General features: G+C 69.2%; 13 protein-coding genes. 6 read left to right on the top strand and 7 right to left on the bottom strand.

Going from position 1 to position 17433, the window contains the following annotated elements:
* Window positions 1–9 precede the first annotated feature (9 nt).
* A complete protein-coding gene (locus ACF3M1_RS13600; RefSeq protein ID WP_394001502.1) occupies window positions 10–843 on the top strand; it encodes a glycosyltransferase family 2 protein in 834 nt (277 codons plus the stop codon).
* Between the two features lie 478 nt (window positions 844–1321).
* Here ACF3M1_RS13600 and ACF3M1_RS13595 read toward each other — a convergent pair whose 3' ends face one another.
* Window positions 1322–2086, bottom strand: coding sequence for a glycosyltransferase family 2 protein (locus ACF3M1_RS13595; protein ID WP_394001500.1), 765 nt, complete (start codon window positions 2084–2086; stop codon window positions 1322–1324).
* A gap of 96 nt (window positions 2087–2182) precedes the next feature.
* Between ACF3M1_RS13595 and ACF3M1_RS13590 the strand changes: the two genes are divergently transcribed.
* A complete protein-coding gene (locus ACF3M1_RS13590; RefSeq protein WP_394001498.1) occupies window positions 2183–3112 on the top strand; it encodes a glycosyltransferase family 2 protein in 930 nt (309 codons plus the stop codon).
* A 13-nt stretch (window positions 3113–3125) separates the two neighbouring features.
* On the opposite strand, the gene ACF3M1_RS13585 is transcribed toward ACF3M1_RS13590, so the two are convergent.
* The 4 genes from ACF3M1_RS13585 to ACF3M1_RS13570 all read right to left on the bottom strand — a co-directional run bounded on the left by ACF3M1_RS13585 (window position 3126) and on the right by ACF3M1_RS13570 (window position 8283).
* Window positions 3126–4667 carry a PH domain-containing protein gene (locus ACF3M1_RS13585; protein ID WP_394001496.1) on the bottom strand — a complete coding sequence of 514 codons (1542 nt, stop codon included), beginning with the start codon at window positions 4665–4667 and terminating at the stop codon, window positions 3126–3128.
* A complete protein-coding gene (locus tag ACF3M1_RS13580) occupies window positions 4654–5157 on the bottom strand; it encodes a PH domain-containing protein (RefSeq protein WP_394005279.1) in 504 nt (167 codons plus the stop codon). The genes ACF3M1_RS13585 and ACF3M1_RS13580 overlap by 14 nt, the downstream gene beginning before the upstream one ends.
* A gap of 85 nt (window positions 5158–5242) precedes the next feature.
* Window positions 5243–6163 (bottom strand): lauroyl acyltransferase, encoded by a 921-nt coding sequence (locus ACF3M1_RS13575; protein WP_394001494.1) that lies wholly within the window; start codon window positions 6161–6163, stop codon window positions 5243–5245.
* Between the two features lie 1256 nt (window positions 6164–7419).
* The gene (locus tag ACF3M1_RS13570; protein ID WP_394001492.1) at window positions 7420–8283 is read right to left on the bottom strand and encodes an outer membrane protein assembly factor BamD; all 864 of its coding nucleotides are present in this window, start codon (window positions 8281–8283) and stop codon (window positions 7420–7422) included.
* Window positions 8284–8371: 88 nt separating this feature from the next.
* On the opposite strand from ACF3M1_RS13570, the gene rluD reads away from it, so the two are divergent.
* Both rluD and pgeF read left to right on the top strand, forming a co-directional pair.
* A complete protein-coding gene (gene rluD / locus ACF3M1_RS13565; RefSeq protein WP_394001490.1) occupies window positions 8372–9361 on the top strand; it encodes a 23S rRNA pseudouridine(1911/1915/1917) synthase RluD in 990 nt (329 codons plus the stop codon).
* On the top strand, window positions 9358–10134 hold the full coding sequence (gene pgeF, locus ACF3M1_RS13560) for a peptidoglycan editing factor PgeF (protein WP_394001488.1): 777 nt from the start codon (window positions 9358–9360) through the stop codon (window positions 10132–10134). Before rluD ends, pgeF begins: the two co-directional genes overlap by 4 nt.
* On the opposite strand, the gene ACF3M1_RS13555 is transcribed toward pgeF, so the two are convergent.
* Window positions 10131–11690, bottom strand: a complete 1560-nt coding sequence (locus ACF3M1_RS13555) for a sodium/solute symporter (protein ID WP_394001486.1) — start codon at window positions 11688–11690, stop codon at window positions 10131–10133. The genes pgeF and ACF3M1_RS13555 overlap by 4 nt on opposite strands.
* Window positions 11691–11766: 76 nt before the next feature.
* Window positions 11767–14214 carry a TonB-dependent receptor plug domain-containing protein gene (locus ACF3M1_RS13550; protein WP_394001484.1) on the bottom strand — a complete coding sequence of 816 codons (2448 nt, stop codon included), beginning with the start codon at window positions 14212–14214 and terminating at the stop codon, window positions 11767–11769.
* 218 nt (window positions 14215–14432) lie between these two features.
* On the opposite strand from ACF3M1_RS13550, the gene ACF3M1_RS13545 reads away from it, so the two are divergent.
* Window positions 14433–14909 carry a DUF3574 domain-containing protein gene (locus ACF3M1_RS13545; protein ID WP_394001482.1) on the top strand — a complete coding sequence of 159 codons (477 nt, stop codon included), beginning with the start codon at window positions 14433–14435 and terminating at the stop codon, window positions 14907–14909.
* 49 nt (window positions 14910–14958) lie between these two features.
* Window positions 14959–17214: a TonB-dependent receptor gene (locus ACF3M1_RS13540; protein WP_394001480.1), complete on the top strand. Its 2256-nt coding sequence runs from the start codon at window positions 14959–14961 to the stop codon at window positions 17212–17214.
* The last annotated feature ends 219 nt before the right edge of the window (window positions 17215–17433 follow it).

The following is a 17433-nucleotide window of genomic DNA, read 5'->3' as shown; positions in this document are numbered from 1 at the left end:
ATTGCCGGCATGCAGACGCCCGCCGCCAGCCTGATCATCAGCGCCTACAACAACGCCGACTGGCTGCAGCGGTGTCTGTGGGGCTATGCGCACCAGGACCGTGGCGATTTCGAAGTGATCGTCACCGACGACGGCTCCGGGCCGGACGTCGGCGCGCTGGTCGAACGGATGGCCGGCGAACTGCCGTTTCCGGTGCGCCACGTCTGGCACGAGGACGCGGGCTTCCGCAAATGCACGATCCTCAACCGCGGCATCGAGGCGGCACGTGCGGACTACCTGGTGTTCTCCGACGGTGATTGCGTGCCCCGCGCGGACTTCGTCAGCCAGCACCTGCGCCTGCGCGAGCCGGGCCGGTATCTCGGCGGTGGCTACTGCAAGCTGCCGATGGATCTGAGTCTGAAGATCGACCGGGATGTCATCGCGCGAGGCCTGCATACCGATCTCGACTGGCTGAAAGCCAACGGCCTGCCACGCAAGAAGCGTTCGCTGAAGCTCTGGGCGCGTCCCGGCTGGCGCGAGCGCGTACTCAATGCGACCACGCCGACCCCACCGCGCTGGGCCGGCAACAACGCCTCGGGCTGGAAGGCGGACCTCGTGCGCGTCAACGGTTTCGACGAGCGCATGACCTACGGCGGCGAGGATCTCGAACTCGGCGAGCGGCTCGCGAATGCCGGCGTGACCGGCAAGCAGATCCGGTTCTCGGCGGTGTGCATCCACCTCGACCACGCGCGCGGTTACGTGAAGCCGGAAATGAAGGCCGCCAACCAGGCGATCCGCGATGCGGTGAAGGCCGAACGGCGGACCTGGACCGAGTTCGGACTGGTGCACGGGCCGAAGGCCTGAGGGCGAGCCAGAGGCGGCGCGTGCGTGCGCATGACGGTTGTGTCGGAGCGGCCCTTCGCGCGCGAGCGCGCTCCTACGGTGTGTGTGCGTGCAGATCGCGCGGGTCCTTCCGCGCGGCGTTTGCATCGTCGGCCCGCCGGGTGGGGCCAGCTGACGCACAGCGCATGGATCTGGGCTGGCGCTGATCGATCGAACCCGCTGTAGGAGCGCGCTCGCGATGGGGTATTCCGGGAGGGCCCTTCGCGCGCGAGTGCGCTCCTACAGGGTGGGAAGGCAGATCGCGCCGTCATCTCGCGCAGCGCTCATATCGCTGGTGAGTACGGCGAGGCGGGGCCGTCGATCCAGGGGGCGGGGACTGGTAACGGCGCCGATCGATCGAACCCGCTGTAGGAGCGCGCTTGCGCGCGATCGGGCATTCCGCGAGCGCCGTTCGCGCGCGAGCGCGCTCCTACAGAATCTATGTGCGCATGCTGATCGCTCAGGACACCGCGCGCAGGCGCCGGTATTTTTCCAGCACGTAGCCGGCCTGCGCCTTGTGGAAACGCCAGCCCGGCGCGCCGTCGAGGAAGGCGCCGCGCAGCAGGTACTGCTTGAGCAGGTAGGCGGCTGCGTGCAGCGGGCCGTCGAGTGCATTGGCGCGCTTGCCGGCGTCGTATCGCTGTTGCGCCCACAGCGCGGCGTACTTCGACAGTTTGGTGACGTGCTCGGCGTGGCTGCGCGAGGTGTCGTGTTCGAAATCGGCGTCGAGTTTCGCGACCGTCTTGCCCTCGAGATCCGGGCGTTCGTGCACCTGCGAGGGCAGGTAACGCCAGCCCGCGCGGACCAGTCGCTCCATCGGTTCGCCGCCGCGCAGGCGATGGCCGAGGAACCAGTTGCGACGGGTCAGCAGCCAGGCGTCGGCGGTTTCGACACGCCCGTCCGCGAACAGCGTGCGGATCGTCGCCTCGGTGCCCGGCGACAGCCATTCGTCGGCGTCGAGCAGCAGCAGCCAGTCGTGCGCGGCGAGGGTATTGGCGAAGGTTTTCTGCGCCGCGTAGCCCAGCCAGTCCTGATGCACGACGCGCGCGCCATGCGCGGTGGCGACGGCGACGGTGTCGTCGGTCGAGCCGGAATCGACGACGATCAGCTCCGCGCACAGGCCGCGCATCGAATCGAGGCAGCGGCCGATGCGGTCGCCCTCGTTCTTGGTGATGACGACGCCGGAGATCGGCAGCGGCGCAATGGCGGGTGCAGGAATCGACATGCCGCGATTGTCGCCGATCACGCGGGCCGCGTCCGGGCGCGGCGAGGCGCGTTGGTATGATGCCGGCGCCGCATGCGCGGCGTCGCTCCGATATCCATGACCGCTTCCATCCGCCCCACCGTCAGCGTGCTCGTCTCGAGCTACAACTACGCCGCGTTCGTCGTCGAGGCGATCGAGTCGGTGCTCGCGCAGACGGAAAGCGCGCTGGAGATCATCATCGTCGACGACGGCTCGCGCGACGGCTCGCCCGAGCTGCTGCGCCGCCACTACGGCACCCATCCCAAGGTCACGCTGATCGAGCAGGTCAACGGCGGCCAGCTGCAGGCCTGGATCACCGGTTTCGCGCAGGCGCGCGGCGACATCGTCGCGCTGCTCGATTCCGACGACCGCTGGAACCCCGACTACCTGCAGCGCATCGTCGACGTCTACGCCGCGCGTCCTGAGGTCGATTTCGTCTACACGAACATGCAGCTGTTCGGCGATCTCGACGAACCGATGTTCAAGCCCGGTCCGGATCGCGACCTCGGCCTGTCGATCCTGCTCAACGCCTATTACCACCGCTTCCAGGGCGCGGCGACGTCGGCGGTGAGCCTGCGCAGCCCGCTGATGGCACGACTGCTGACCCTGCCACCCGAGCGCGCCGCCGACTGGCTCTCGCGCCCGGACGACTGCATCGTCTACGGCGCCGACATTCTCGGCGCGCACAAGGTCTATCTGTCCGACACCCTGGTCGGCCACCGCGAACACGGCAGCAATGCGCTCAAATCCTTCGGGCCGTCGCCGCTGCGCGTGTACCGCCACGTCGTCGGCAGCGAGCGCATGCTCGAGTTCTATCGCCAGCAGGCCGGCATCACGCCGCGCTGGTTGCGCATGGCCAAGGCCGAGTTCCGCACCAAGCCCGCGCCGACGTTCTGGGAGTTGCGCGCCTACAGCTGGCTGCTGTTCCAGGCGCCGATGCCGCTGGCCAAACGCATCGAGCACTGGGTCGGCATGCTCGGTCACTACCTGAAATCACGCCGCCGCTGAGCGGCGCGTGCCATCACCAGCGCAGCGGGCGGCGTGCGATCGCCGCGGCCAGCCGCGCGTGGATGCGCTCGGCGTCAGCCAGTGGCAGGAAGCGCAGACGCAGTGGAGGTGCCAGCGCGCCGGCGCCGGCGGTATCGAGCCACACCGAGGCCATGCCGAAGCCCCGGTCCAGCGGCGATCGGTGCAGTTCCACGGCCTGCAGCTTGCCGATTTCGGCCAGCCGCCAATGCCGGCTCCACCAGCCTTCGCGCACGGCGACGAGGGCATCGTCGATCGAATAACCGGCGCGCGCGGCGTGGCGGCGGGCGACGAAGGCCGCCCACGGCAGCCACAGCAGGCCCAGCGCGCCCCACCACTGGAAGAACCACGCAAGCACGCCGCACAGCACCGCGGTCAACACCGCGTCGCCGAGCAGCAGCCGCAGCCACGCGCGCGGGTGCAGCGGACGCCATTCGGCGGGCGGCCATGCCGGCAGGACGGCGATGTCGCGCAGGATCGCGTCGCAGGTGTCGGGCGGTGCGATCGGGGCCAGTGCGTCCAGGCCGCGCTGGCCATTCGCGTTGCCCTGGCCGTCGCCGGCGCGCGCGCTGGCGGTGTCGATCTCCAGCGTGCGCCGCGCGAACAGGCGATGCAGCAGGCTCTCGCGCAGCGTCCAGGCCTGGATGCGCCGTCGCGGCACGCTGCTGCGCGAACGGCTCAGCAGGCCACGCTCCACGGTCAGCCGGCGGCCCTGCCGCTGCAGACGGAAGCCGTGGTAGCGGACCAGCGCCAGCACCACCGAAAACGCGCGGATCAGGGCGAGGGCGGCGGCGACGAAGGCCGCGATCACCAGCGCCTTGGCGAGCCAGGTCGTGGCGAAGCCACTGGCATAGCCGAAGGCCTCGCGCCCGCCCTCGACCAGCCAGCGGCCCATCGCACGCTCCGGCAGCACCTGGAACGACAGCGCCACGGCGCCGGCGACGACGATCATGCCGCGGTTGGAGATCAGCCCCAGCTTGACGACCTCGATCGTCGACAGCGCCAGCAACGTGGTGCCGGCCGGCGCCGCGGGCGCAGCGCCATCGACGGCGGCCGTCGACGGCTCGCTGCTGCGGTCGCGGATCAGCTGTTCCAGCGCCAGCGCTTCGGGCAGCCGGAGCACGCGCATTTCCGCTTCGGGCTTGGTGCCGCCGGCCGATTCCAGCCGCACCTCGGCCACGCCGATCAGCCGGTGCAGCAGCGACTGGTGGATCGCCACGTTGTGGATGCGCGAGTACGGAATCTGCCGCACGCTGCGTTCGAGCAGTCCGCTGCGCACGATCAGGCGGTCGTCGGCGATGCGGTAGCGGAACGTCAGGTATTGCCAGATCGAGACCACCACCAAGGCACCGACGCCGAGCATCGGCAGCCACCACGGATAGCCATCGTCGCGGCGGCCACCGGCGAACAGCAGCACCACTAGCGGCACGATGAACTGCCGCAGGTTCTGCAGCAGCACGAACAGCCAGGAGCCGGGATGCAGCCGACGCTCGGCATCGGCGGGCAGCAGCGCGGGCGTCGCGTCAGGCGTCGTCATGGTCGTCGTCGCGGGCGGCGCGTGCGGCCAGCGCATCGCGCAGGCGTTCGGCTTCGGCGTGGTCGAGGCCGCTGACCGATACCGCGCTGTTGCGGGTACCGGCCGTGTGCACGATCAGCGTCGACAGGCCGAACGCGCGTTCCAGCGGGCCACGGCGGATGTCGAGATGCTGCACGCGCGAGCCGGGCACGCGCGTGTCGCTGCGCCACATGTGCCCGCGGCGGATGCCGAAGCCGTCGTCGTCGAGCCGCCAGCGCGTGCGCAGCCAGCGCCGGCGTGCGATCCACACCGTCCACGCCGGAATCACCACCAGCGCCGCGCCGGCGAGCGCGAACGCCAGCGGCGTGCGCGCATTGGCGAGCACGCCGATGCCGAGCGCGATCGTCAGCGGCACCAGCGTGCCGATCAGGGTCGACAGCGTGGCCAGCGTGCGTGCGCGTACCGGCAGCGGTTGCCAGACGTCGGTTTCCACCTGCGGCGCATCGGACAGTGGCGCAGGCGCGGTGACAGGCGGCAGTGGCGGCAAGGGGGGCGGGCCCGCGGGGTCGGCGTCGTGGTCGGTCATCGGCGCAGGCTCATCGGCGGCGTTCCAGATCGAGGTAGGGATTGTCGTCGCCGGACCCGGACGGCCGCGCCTTGTAGCGCTTGTAGGTCCACTGGTACTGCGCGGGATCGCGGCGCGCGATGTGCTCGACGCCGGCATTGAGCGCCGCGGCGGCGCGCTGCGGATCGGTGTCGGCAATGCCGTCGGGCGCGGTTTCGATGCGCAATGCGAAGTCCGGGCCGTCGCCGATGCGCTCGCACCAGGCGAACAGCACCTCGGCGCCGGTGCGTTCGGCCAGGCGCGAGACCAGGGTCATCGTCAGTGCCGGCATGCCGAAGAACGGCGCGAAGACGCCGTCGCCGGCCTTGGGCTGCTGGTCGGGCAGGATGCCGACCACGCCGCCGTCCTTGAGCGTCTTCCACAGCTGGCGCACTGCCGGGCCTTCGGCGCGCACCTGACGCACGCGGTCGGGTCCGCCGGCGCGCACCAGGCGCAGGAAGGCTTCGCCGATTGCGGAGTCGGGTGCGCGATAGAGGATCGAAATCGGCGTGCGTGCGGCCAGCCACTGGTTCAGCAGTTCCCAGTTGCCGTGATGCGGCGCGACGACGATCAGGCCGCGGCCCGACGCCAGCGCCGCATCGAACAGGCCGACGCCATGCTGCTCGCGCAGCGCGGCGAGGTTGCGCGCATGCGGCCGTGTCCAGAAGCGCAGCGTCTCCAGCGTCTGCAGCGCGGTCATGCGCAGGATCGCGCGCTGCAGGGCACGGCGCTCGTCCGTCGACAGCTCGGGATAGGCGAGTTCGAGATTACGCAGCGCGACGCGGCTTTCGCGACTGCCGGTGATGCGCCCGAGTGTGGCGACCGCGGAGGCGATCCCGCGCTGCAACGGTGCGGGCAATGCGCCGACGAGTGTGGCCAGCAGATAGAGGAGGCGTGCGATGAGGTCCTGCATGCGGGGAAGTCTATAGGGGCGTCGCGTAGGTGGGGATGCGGCCGGGATCACGATGGCGCTGCCCGGCGCCGGGACGGGTGCTCGGTTCTGGCTGTGCTGCAGGTGCTATTGCTCGGCTCGGCTCGGCTTGGCTTGGCTTCGGCTTTGCTGTTGCGTTGCCTTTGCCTTTGCCTTTGCCTTTTGCTTTGGCTTCCAGCGTTTGACGTTCGAGCCGTAGAGCGAGCCGAGCATCGCAGGGCGGCGGGGCCGAAGAGCAGCCCATGTTTGAGCGAAGCGAGTTTGGGCTGCGTGCCCCGCTGCCCGAGAAGCGCAGGGGACCGCCGCGGCTTCATGCGGCGGATCGCGTCCGGCGAAGGGACTTTTTGGTTCCTTTTTGGTCCTTCAAAAAGGAACTCGCACGCGCAAGCGGGCGAAAGCCGTGCACTTGCATTGCTTCGCTTCGTTCACCCGCTGGCGCCCGATTCCAATGATTCGCGAAGAACAGAGCTTCCGCGCTGTTCGCGCGGCTTACTTTTGTCTTGTCAAAAGTAAGCACGACAGCGCGAAGGCGCTGGCGAACGGCGAAGCCGGCCCGAAGGGCGAGTGCCGAAGGCGCGAGTCAAACCGCCATCGCCGGACACTCGCCGATGCGATGAGGCCGCATCGGTCCCCTGCGCTCCTCGCCTGACGCGGCACGCAGCCCAAACTCGCTTCGCTCAAACATGGGCTGCTCTTCGGCTACGCCAGGCTCCGGTGCTCGGCTCGCTTTACGGCTCGAAAAATCAAAGGCTGACAGCCAAAGCCAAAGCCAAAGCCAAAGCCAGAGCCAGAGCCAGAGCCAGAGGCAGAGCAAGAGCTAAAGGCGAAGCAAAAAGCAAAGGCAGAGCCGGGCACGATCTGAACGAGTCCGCATTTGCTCGTCATGCCCGCGGCTTTCAACGGACGCATGTCCGGTCAAGCGGGAATCCAGTGCCTTCTGGTTCAAGAGCTTGACGGCGCGGGATTGCCCCAGCCGTTCGGCTGCTGAAAAACCGCGTTCGCATTCGCGGGAATGACGGGCGTGCTTAGAGGATCCCAGAGGCAAAGCAAACGGCAACGCAGGAGCTGGCGCTGAAATCGGAAGGGTTGGTCGGTCATGCGTCCGTCGAACGCCCCGCTTTCGCGTGCATGACGGCGAGGGCGCGGATGACTCGAGCGCCAGCGAATCGCACATCCTGCACCCCACACAGCAGAACGCCGCCCGAAGGCGGCGTTCCAGAGATGCGCAAGCCGAAGGCTCAGTCGCGGTCGGTGTCGATCGCGGTGCGCTCGGTGGCGAACGGGTTCAGGCGACGGATCTTCCACGGCTCGTTCGGCCAGTTGCCGCTCAGGGCCGGATGATCGGGCTCGTTCTGCTGCAGCACCCGGCGCGCGTCGGTGGCGAGGGTCTCGTTGCCCAGGCCGTCGTAGGCGGTGGCGAGCAGGGCCACCGCGTCGTTCTGGTATTCGCTCTGCGGGTAGGTCTCAAGCAGGTAGGTCGCGCGCTGCGTGGCCGCGACATAGGCGCCGCGGCGCAGGTAGTACAGGCCGGTCTCGATCTCGTGGCGCGCGAACGTGTTGCGCAGCGCGACCATGCGCTGACGCGCGTCGGCGGCATAGCGGCTGTTGGGGTAGCGCTCGGTCACGGTGTTGAAGTCGGCGTAGGCCTGGTTCGGCGCGGCCAGGTCGCGGCGGCTGCTGTCCAGGCTCCACACCCGCTGCAGGAACACCGTGTCGCGGTTGGCGTTGGTCAGCCCGCGCAGGTAGTACATGTAGGGGATGTGCCGGTGCGTCGGATAGGTGCGGATGAAGCGGTCGATCGCCGACACCGCTTCCTCGTTGTTGCCCATCTTGAACTGCGCGTAGGCGGTTTCGACCAGCGCCTGCTCGGTGTAGGGGCCGTACGGGTACTGGGCGACGAGGCGGCGGAACGTGTTCGCCGCGTTGTTCCAGTTGCCGCGGCGCATCGACTGGTGACCCTTGTCGTAGAGCTCGGTGACGGGCACGCCTTCGTTTTCGTCGTCGCGGGTGTTGCGGGAGCAGCCGGTCGCGACCAGCACCGCCAGCACCACGAGGATCAGGCCACGGGCCAGGCGGGACGACGTAACGGAGCGTGGGGTCATGAGGACATTGGGCGTCTGGGCACGAAGGGCGGATAATACCAGCCCGGGCCCGCCGCCCGGCGCCCCACGCCTGAACCCGAGCCGTCCAATGCCCGCAACTCCCGCCCCACCCGACGACGCACGCACCGCCACGGTGCCGGATGCGTCCGCCGGTCGCCGGTTCGATGCCGTCCTCGCCGAGCTCTTCCCGCAGTTCTCGCGGTCCAAGCTGACCACCTGGATCAAGGCCGGCGAGGTGCTGCTGGATGGCGCCGTGCCGCGTCCACGCGATCCGGTGATGGGCGGAGAGCGGGTCGAGCTGAACGTCATGCTCGACACCCAGACCGAGGCCGAGCCCCAGGACATCCCGCTGTCGGTGCTGTACGAGGACGACCAGGTGATCGTCATCGACAAGCCCGCGGGGCTGGTCGTGCATCCCGGCGCCGGCAATCCCGACGGCACCCTGGTCAATGCGCTGCTGTTCCGCGACGCCTCGCTGGCGACGCTGCCACGCGCGGGCATCGTGCACCGGCTCGACAAGGACACCTCCGGCGTCATGGTCGTCGCGCGCACGCTGGAAGCACACAACGCCCTCGTCGAGCAGTTGTCCGCGCGCGACGTGCATCGGCAATACCTGGCGGTCGTCGTCGGCGCGCTGGTGTCCGGCGGCACGGCCGATGCGCCGATCGACCGCCATCCGCGCGACCGGCTGCGCATGGCCGTGCGCGACGAGGGCCGCGAGGCGGTCACCCACTACCGCCTGCGCGAGCGCTTCCGCGCGCACACCGCGCTGGAATGCCGGCTCGAGACCGGACGCACGCACCAGATCCGCGTGCACATGGCGCATCTGCGCCATCCGATCCTCGGCGACCCGATGTACGGCGGCGCGTTGAAGCTGCCCAAGGGCGCGTCGGAGGCGACCGCCGGCATGCTGCGCGGCTTCCGTCGCCAGGCCCTGCATGCGGAGACGCTGGAGTTCCGCCATCCGGCCAATGGCGAAGCGATCCGCTGCAGCGCGCCGCTGCCCGACGACATGCAGGCGCTGCTGAAGGTGTTGCGCGCCGACGTCGTCGAGCACGCGGAGTCGGGGCGCCGGTGAACGCGCTGCTGCATGCCGGCTGGCCCGCGCCGCGCGGCGTGCATGCGCTGACCACGCTGCGCCACGGCGCCGGCGTGTCGCTGGCGCCGTTCGACCGGTTCAATCTCGGCAGCCACAGGTCGGCCGCCGGCGACGATCCCGATGCGGTCGCGCGCAACCGGGCCCTCCTGGTCACGCTCGCCGAACTGCCCACCCGCCCGGTGTGGCTGCGCCAGGTCCACGGCATCGAGGTGCTGCGCGTGAGCGCGCCGGCGCCGGACGAGCAGGCCGCGCAGGCCGAGGCCGAGGCCGATGCCGCGGTCACCCGGATGCCGGGCGTCGTCCTCGCGATCCAGACCGCCGACTGCCTGCCGGTCGTGTTCGCGGCGTTCGACGGCAGCGAGGTCGCGGCCGCGCATGCCGGCTGGCGCGGACTGGCGGCCGGCGTGCTCGAGGCGACGCTGGCCGCGATGCGCAGCGCGCCGCAGGACCTCGTCGTCTGGCTGGGCCCCGCGGCCGGACCGGACGCCTACGAGATCGGCACCGAGGTCCGCGACGCCTTCGTCAACCGCGATGCCGACGCCGCGACCGCCTTCACCCAGACCCGCCCGGACCACTGGCACGTCGACCTCTATGCGCTCGCGCGCATGCGCCTGATCGTGGCGGGCGTGCCGGGGGATGCGATCCACGGCGGCGAGCACTGCACGATCTCCGAGCCCGAAGCGTTCTTCTCCCACCGGCGCGACCAGCGCACCGGGCGCATGGCCACGCTGGTCTGGATGGACCCGACCTAGCGCAGCACGATCAGGATCGTCGCGGTCAGGCCGAGCACCAGGGCGATGCCGACGATCGCATCGCGCGGCAGGTGGGCGAGCGTCGGCCGGGCGGTGGTGACGATGGCATCGGCCTCTACGCCGCGCGCATCGCGGCCCTGCAGCCGCCACATCCATAGACCGGTGAACGCGACCGTCGCCGCGAACAGCACGCCGCCGACGATGCTGAAGTGGATGCCGAGGCCGACGGTCTCGTAGACCACGAACAGCACCGCACTGAGCGCGTGGCCGCAGGCCAAGCCGCGCAACGCCGCGGACGCACCCAGACGGCGCACCCACAGGCCCATCAGGAACGTCGCCACCAGCGGCGAGGCGACGAAGGCGAAGACCTGCTGCAGGTAGGCCCAGAGGCCGGAGAAGTGCTGGATCATCGGCGCCCAGGCCGCGGCCAGCAGGGCGATGCACACGGTCGCGATGCGCCCGGTCCAGGCCAGCTGCCGCGGCGACCAGTGCGGCCGCCGCGGCTGCACGAAGTCCAGCGTCAGCAGCGTCGCGGACGAATTGAGCGTCGAGGAGATCGTCGACATCAAGGCCGCCACCAGCCCGGCGATGATCAGCCCGGCCAGGCCCACCGGTGCGAACGTGGTGACCATCGCCGGGAACGCCTGGTCGGCATGCGGCAGATCGGGCAGCAGCACCGTCGCCATCGCGCCTGGAATCGTCATCAGGAAGATCGGCAGCAGCTTCAGCAGTGCGGCGATCACCGCACCGCGGCTGGCGGCCTCGACGTCGCGCGCGGCCAGCACGCGCTGCACCACGTACTGGTTCATCGACCAGTAGTAGAAACCGACGATCGGCACGCCGGTCACCAGGCCGAGCCACGGGAGCCCGGGATCGTCGAGTGGACGCACCAGCGACAGCTTCTCCGGCGCCACCTGCGCGGTCACGTTGGCCCAGCTGTAGTCGAACTGCGCGAACACCAGCAACGACAGCGCCGCCGCGCCCACCAGCAGCACCGTGCCCTGCAGCAGGTCGGTGTAGACCGCCGCGCGCAGGCCGCCGCACGCGGTGTAGAGCGCGGTGAACAATGCGATGCCCAGGCACACCGCCCACATCTCCATGCCGGGCACGAAGGTGGTCACGATCAGGCCGCCGGCATACAGGGTGCCGGCGGTGTCGAGCACCAGCGACAGGAACAGCGTCACCGCCGACAGATAGGTGCGCAGACGTGCGTCGAAGCGGCGCCCCATCAGTTCCGGCATCGTCGCGATACGCGTGCGCATCAGCACCGGCAGCACGAAGACCGCGCTGAGGATCAGCACCAGGCCGGCCATCCATTCGTAGTTCGCCGCCGAGATGCCGGTCGCGTAGGCCGCGCCGGGCAGGCCGATCAGCGTGTCCGACGAGATGTTGGACGCGAACAGCGAGACACCCACCGCGATCGGCCCGAGCGAGCGCCCGGCGAGAAACAGTTCGTCGGAGGTCGCGCGTCGCCGCGTGGCCGAGAACCCGATGATCGCGGTGAGCACGAAGTACGCCGCGATCACGGCGTAGTCGATTGCCGTCAGTTGCCCCATTGCCCCGGTGTGGAATCCAGACCCCGACTACGGAACCACACGCCGGCCCGGCGATGCAAAGGCTGGAATGCGCAGCCTAGAAGCGGTAACGCACGCGCGTGTACACGTAGCGGCCGCTGCTGCCGATGCCCGACAGCACGTCGTAGGGCAGGTTGCCGAAGTAGAAGATGTCCTCGTTCGACAGGTCTGCGTATTCGTCGGTCAGGTTCTGGCCGCCGATCGCGAGTGTCCATTGCGCGCCGAGGCGCACTTCGGCCTCCGCATCGAGCTGCCACTTCGCGCCGTAGACCTGCTCGGGCTCGAAACCGCCGCCGAAGTTGAAGACCCGCTTGGTGCTGCCGTGGCGGGTGACGCGCGTGAGCAGGTTCCAGGTGTCGTCCCCCCAGCTGCCGGTGAACGCCGAGCGCGTGCGCGGCGCGGCGTCGGTCAGGGTGTTGCTTTCCTCGACGCCGAACAGCACCGCGTCCGGCACCACCGCCGACAGCGCGGCCGGTGTCGCGACGGTGCGCTTGATCTCGGTGTGGGCGTAGCTCCAGGTGCCGGTCAGCAGCAGCGAACCACCGGCCAGCGGATGGCGCCAGTTGGCGACGGCCTCGGCGCCGCGCGTGCGCGTGTCGGCGGCGTTGGTGAAGAAGCTGACGCTCTGCACGCCCGGCACACCGAACTCGGCGTCGATGAAAGCGGTCAGCGCATCGCTGGTGATCGCTTCCGACAGCGCCACGCGGTCGTCGATGTCGATCTGGAACAGATCCAGCGAGAAATCGAAGTTCTCACTGAGCTGGCTGGTGAAACCGAGGCTGGCGTTGGTCGACTGTTCGGGCGTGAGGTCGGTCGCGCCGAGCGCGCGGGCGATCGGGTTGTTGACCGACAGCAGGCGGCTCTGGATCAGCTGGCCGGCGGCGTTGTAGCCGGTGCCGGTGGATTCATAGCCGATCTGGCCGAGCGACGGCGCGCGGAAGTTCTTCGACAGTGCGCCGCGCAGCGCGAACGCCGGCACGAATTCGTAGCGCGCGGCGAGCTTGCCGGTCACTTCGCCGCCGAAGTCGCTGTAGTGCTCGTAGCGCACGGCGGCGTCGGTGCTGAGCTTCTCGCCGAAACTGCTGGCCACGCTGGCGTAGACGCTGGCGACATCGCGGTCGAGGTCGGCTTCGTCCTGCGGGGTCAGGCCGCCGCCGGCCTGCGAGCCGGTCGGGCGATCGGTGAACGGACCGGCCGCATAGCTCGCCGGATCGCCGGCACCGGTCTCGTAATTCTCGACGCGGAATTCCACGCCGGTGGCGAAGGTGTGCAGGGTGTCGCCCTGCGCGAACAGACGGCTGACGTCGACGTTGGCGAGCGTCTGGTCGAACGCGTAGTCACCGGTCTTGAAGCGCGTCGGGCTGGACGGGCCGAGCGAGGCATTGATCGAATCACGCAGGCGATAGGTGAACGCGTTGCGGCCGTGGTTGAGGCTCGCGTCGATGTCCCAGTCGCCCCACTGCGTGCGCACACCGGCGACGCCGGCGACATCGAGGTTCTCGCCGATCGACACCGGGCGGAATCCGTTCGGATACACCTCGAGCCAGTTCGCTTCGCCATCGGGATAGCGGAAGTAGTTCGCGCCTTCGGTGTCGCGTTGGGCGTAGGTGCCGAACGCATAGAACGTTGCGGCGTCACCGAGCGCGATCTCGGTATTGAGCCAGCCGTTGATGTCCCGGGCCGCGCCGTTGCCGGCCTGGTAGTTGCGCTGGCCCTGCAGTTCGAGATTGCGCGGCGTCTGGTCCCACGGCGGAATCTGGTCGAAACCGGCGCGATTGGTCGGCGAGAGTTCCTTGTATTCCAGGCCCACGCGCAGGAAGCCGTCGTCGCCGAGCGCGGTGCCGACCTTCGCCGCGAGCGAGGCGCTCTGGCCGTCGGTGATGCGCTGGTCAGTCGGCTCGAACCTCGTGTGATGCGCGCCGTAGCTCGCTTCGATCGCGCCGCCATCGCTGGCGTCGTCGAGGATGATGTTGATCACGCCCGCGACCGCATCGGCGCCGTACTGCGCGCCCGCGCCGTCGCGCAGCACTTCGATACGCTTGATCGCGCTGAGCGGAATCGCGTTGAAGTCGACCGGCGTCGTGCCGCGTCCGGTCTTCGAGCCCGTGGTCACCAGCGACGAGACATGCCGGCGCTTGCCGTTGACCAGCACCAGCACCTGATCCGGGGAGAGGCCGCGCAGCTGCGCCGCGCGGATGTGGTCGGCGCCGCCGGAGTTCGACTGGCGCGGGATGTTGAACGACGGCAGCAGGGCCTGCAGTGCGCTGCCGAGCTCGCCGTTGACCGCGCCGGCGCGGCGCAGATCGTCTGCGTCCAGCACGTCGATCGGCGATGTCGATTCCAGCACCGTGCGATCGGTCGCGCGGGTGCCGGTGACGATGACCGCGTCGAGTCGGGTCGCGCCGTCGGCCTCGCGCGTCTGGGCGGCGGCCGGCAGCGCGAGCGCGCAGGCGATGGCAAGCGCGAGCGGGGCGGTCGGGCGGGCGAGGCGGATCGACGTGGGCATGCAGGCTCCTGGACGGGCGCGATGGAGACGCGCCGGCCACCGCGCCGGGGGAGGACGCGCACGGTGACCGGTGCGGAATGGGCGCGCGGGGCGCGTCGCTTCATTGGGCATCACCGGCTTCCATGCGTCCATCCGGATAAGGCGATACAGTGTTGCGGCACCGCAACAATTCGTCGCCGCGGCCCGCCTACGATGGCGCGCCCGGCCGGAGATCCGTGATGGCATACCCGCGTGTCCCGACGCTGCAGCGTGCAGGCGTCGTCCTTCTGGTCGCGGCGCTGGCGGGCTGCGCAAGCCCGGCCGCGCGCGAGACGGTGACCGCCGCCTACCACGGGGATACCGCGCGTCCGGCCGCGGGCGAGGGCTGGCTGCGCACCGAGCTGTATTTCGCCACCGGCCGCTGGGACGCCACCGACGCCGAGCGCGCCGCGGACGAGCAGCGCTGGCTCGCATTTCTCGACCGCGAAGTCACACCGCGCTTTCCGCAGGGCCTCAGCGTGATCGACGTCTACGGCCAGTGGCTGCCCGAAGGTGCGGCCACGCCGACCCGGCTGCGCTCCAAGGAACTGGTCGTCCTGCATGCGGACACGCCCGAGGCCTCCGACGCCATCGATGCGATCCGCACGGCGTGGAAGCGCGAGACCGGGCACCTGTCGGTGCTGCGCTCGCAGCTGAGTACGCGCGTCTCGTTCTGATACTGATCCGTCCACCGTGTCCACGTTCTTCCATCGCCCGAGGTTCCCCATGTCGTTCGCGCCCGTCCGCCCGATGCGTCACCGTCGCTCGCAACTCGCTGTCGCGCTGGCCTGCGCGCTGCCTTTGGCGGCATTCGCCCAGAGCGCCGATCCGGTGGCATCGCCGCAGTCGGCCGCCACGCTCGATGCCGTGCAGGTCACCGCCCAGCGCCGGGTGGAGAACATCCAGGACGTGCCGGTGTCGATCACCACGCTCGACGCCGAGAAGCTCGGCGTGCTCGGCAGCGGCGGCACCGACATCCGCTTCCTGTCCGGGCGCGTGCCCAGCCTCAACATCGAATCGAGCTACGGCCGCGCGTTCCCGCGCTTCTACATCCGCGGCCTCGGCAACACCGACTTCGATCTCAACGCCTCGCAGCCCGTCTCGCTGATCTATGACGACGTGGTGCTGGAAAACCCGCTGCTGAAGGGGTTTCCGGTGTTCGACATCGCCGGCGTCGAAGTGCTGCGCGGCCCGCAGGGCACTCTGTTCGGCCGTAACACGCCGGCCGGCGTGGTGAAGTTCGATTCGGTGCGCCCGAGCCAGGAGTTCGAGGGCTACGGCAAGCTGGCCTACGGCAGCGACAACATGTGGAACTTCGAAGGCGCGGTCGGTGGCGCGCTGACCGAGCGCTGGTCCGCGCGCGTGTCGGCCCTGTACCAGCGCCGCGACGATTCGGTGCGCAACACCCTGGCGGGTGCGCCCAACGACGGTTTCGAGGGCTACGACGAATCCGCCGCGCGCGTGCAGTTCCTCTACGAGGGCGACGGCTTCGAAGGCCTGTTCAACCTGCATCGCCGCGATCTCAACGGCACCGCGCGCCTGTTCCGCGCGAACATCGTCGAGCCGGGCAGCAACCGCTTCGTGCCCGGCTTCGATCGGGATACGGTTTCGGTCGACGGCGTCAATTTCTCCGACCTCGAAACCTGGGGCGGCAGCGCTCGTCTGCGCTGGGATTTCGGCCAGTACAGCCTGTACTCGATCACCGGTTACGAGACGCTGGAATCCTTGAACCGCGGCGACATCGACGGTGGTTTCGGCGCGGCGTTCCTGCCGGTGTCCGGCCCGGGCTTCATCCCGTTCGCGGCCGAATCGGCCGACGGCATTCCCGACCACACGCAGATCACCCAGGAAGTGCGCCTCGAATCCAACCTCGACGGCCCCTTCGACTGGCAGGCCGGCGCGTTCTGGTTCCGCGAGGAACTGACCGTCGACAGCCTCAATTACGACTCGCTCAGCCCCGGCAATCCGCAGACCGGCCACGCGGTGCAGGAACAGCGCAATACCGCCTGGGCGCTGTTCGCGTCCGGCGAATACGACGTCAGCGACAAGCTCAAGCTGCGCGGCGGCCTGCGCTACACGCAGGACAAGAAGGATTTCAGCGCCAGCGTGCTGCAGGCCGTACCGTTCGGGACGCCGGTCGGCGGCCCGTTCTTCGAGAACACCGATGTCGACGACATCAGCTGGGATGCCAGCGCGGTCTACGAGATCAACGACGACGTCAACGTCTACGGCCGCGTCGCCAAGGGCTTCCGCGCACCGTCGATCCAGGGACGTCTCGCGTTCGGCGGCATCTCGGTCGCCGATTCGGAAGAAGTGATTTCCTACGAGGTCGGCGTCAAGGCCGACTTGTGGGACCGCCGCGGCCGCATCGGCTTCAACCTGTTCCGCTACAACGTCGACGGCCAGCAGCTGATTGCGGTTGGCGGCGCGACCAACCAGGCGATCCTGCTCAACGCCGACAAGTCGATCGGGCAGGGTGCCGAACTCGACCTGCAGGCCTGGCTGACCGACACGCTGCTGGTGACCTGGGGCACGAGCTACAACGACACCGAGATCCGCGACCCGAACCTCGCGGTCGCGGTCTGCGGCGGCGGTTGCACCGTGACCGATCCGACCGTGGCCGGCTTCGCCCTCGTCGACGGCAACCCGCTGCCGCAGGCGCCGAAGTGGATCCACAACCTCACCGCGCGCTGGGCCACGCCGGTCGGCGACGACGCCGAGTTCTACGTCTACACCGACTGGGCGTATCGCGGCCAGGTCAACTTCTTCCTGTACGAATCGCCGGAATTCCGCGGCCGCTCGACGCTGGAAGGCGCCCTGCGCGTGGGCACGAACTGGAATCAGGGTGCCTACGATCTCGCCGTGTTCGGCCGCAACATCACCGACAGCACGCGCATCGTCGGCGGCATCGACTTCAACAACCTGACCGGCTTCATCAACGAACCGCGGACCTGGGGTGTGGAGTTCACGGCGCGGTTCTGAGGATGCGTCGTATGTCCAGTGCGGTCGTCACCAGTCAGATGGCGAGCGGCATGAGGTAAGCAGTGAGTGATCGAGCGCGCTGCTGCTCCGTCACCCGCGTCCAAGACGATGCGTCATTCCCGCGAAAGCGGGAATCCATTCTGATCTTCGCGGCGCGGTGTTCCAGCGCAGCGCGCGAAGAGTCTCAAAGCAAAAAAATGGATGACCGGACATCAGTCC

Origin of the sequence: Luteimonas sp. WGS1318 (assembly GCF_043187535.1) — a bacterium.
GTDB lineage: Bacteria > Pseudomonadota > Gammaproteobacteria > Xanthomonadales > Xanthomonadaceae > Luteimonas.
Note: the sequence above shows the minus strand (reverse complement) of the source record. Positions and strands in the feature narration are given on the sequence as shown.

Coding starts and splice junctions, on each gene's coding strand:
- ACF3M1_RS13555 (WP_394001486.1), bottom strand. CDS start 11,690: ATGGGGCAACTGACGGCAATCGACTACGCCGTGATCGCGGCGTACTTC.
- rluD (WP_394001490.1), top strand. CDS start 8,372: ATGCCCGCAACTCCCGCCCCACCCGACGACGCACGCACCGCCACGGTG.
- ACF3M1_RS13585 (WP_394001496.1), bottom strand. CDS start 4,667: ATGACGACGCCTGACGCGACGCCCGCGCTGCTGCCCGCCGATGCCGAG.
- ACF3M1_RS13540 (WP_394001480.1), top strand. CDS start 14,959: ATGTCGTTCGCGCCCGTCCGCCCGATGCGTCACCGTCGCTCGCAACTC.
- ACF3M1_RS13575 (WP_394001494.1), bottom strand. CDS start 6,163: ATGCAGGACCTCATCGCACGCCTCCTCTATCTGCTGGCCACACTCGTC.
- ACF3M1_RS13570 (WP_394001492.1), bottom strand. CDS start 8,283: ATGACCCCACGCTCCGTTACGTCGTCCCGCCTGGCCCGTGGCCTGATC.
- ACF3M1_RS13600 (WP_394001502.1), top strand. CDS start 10: ATGCAGACGCCCGCCGCCAGCCTGATCATCAGCGCCTACAACAACGCC.
- ACF3M1_RS13550 (WP_394001484.1), bottom strand. CDS start 14,214: ATGCCCACGTCGATCCGCCTCGCCCGCCCGACCGCCCCGCTCGCGCTT.
- ACF3M1_RS13590 (WP_394001498.1), top strand. CDS start 2,183: ATGACCGCTTCCATCCGCCCCACCGTCAGCGTGCTCGTCTCGAGCTAC.
- ACF3M1_RS13545 (WP_394001482.1), top strand. CDS start 14,433: ATGGCATACCCGCGTGTCCCGACGCTGCAGCGTGCAGGCGTCGTCCTT.
- ACF3M1_RS13595 (WP_394001500.1), bottom strand. CDS start 2,086: ATGTCGATTCCTGCACCCGCCATTGCGCCGCTGCCGATCTCCGGCGTC.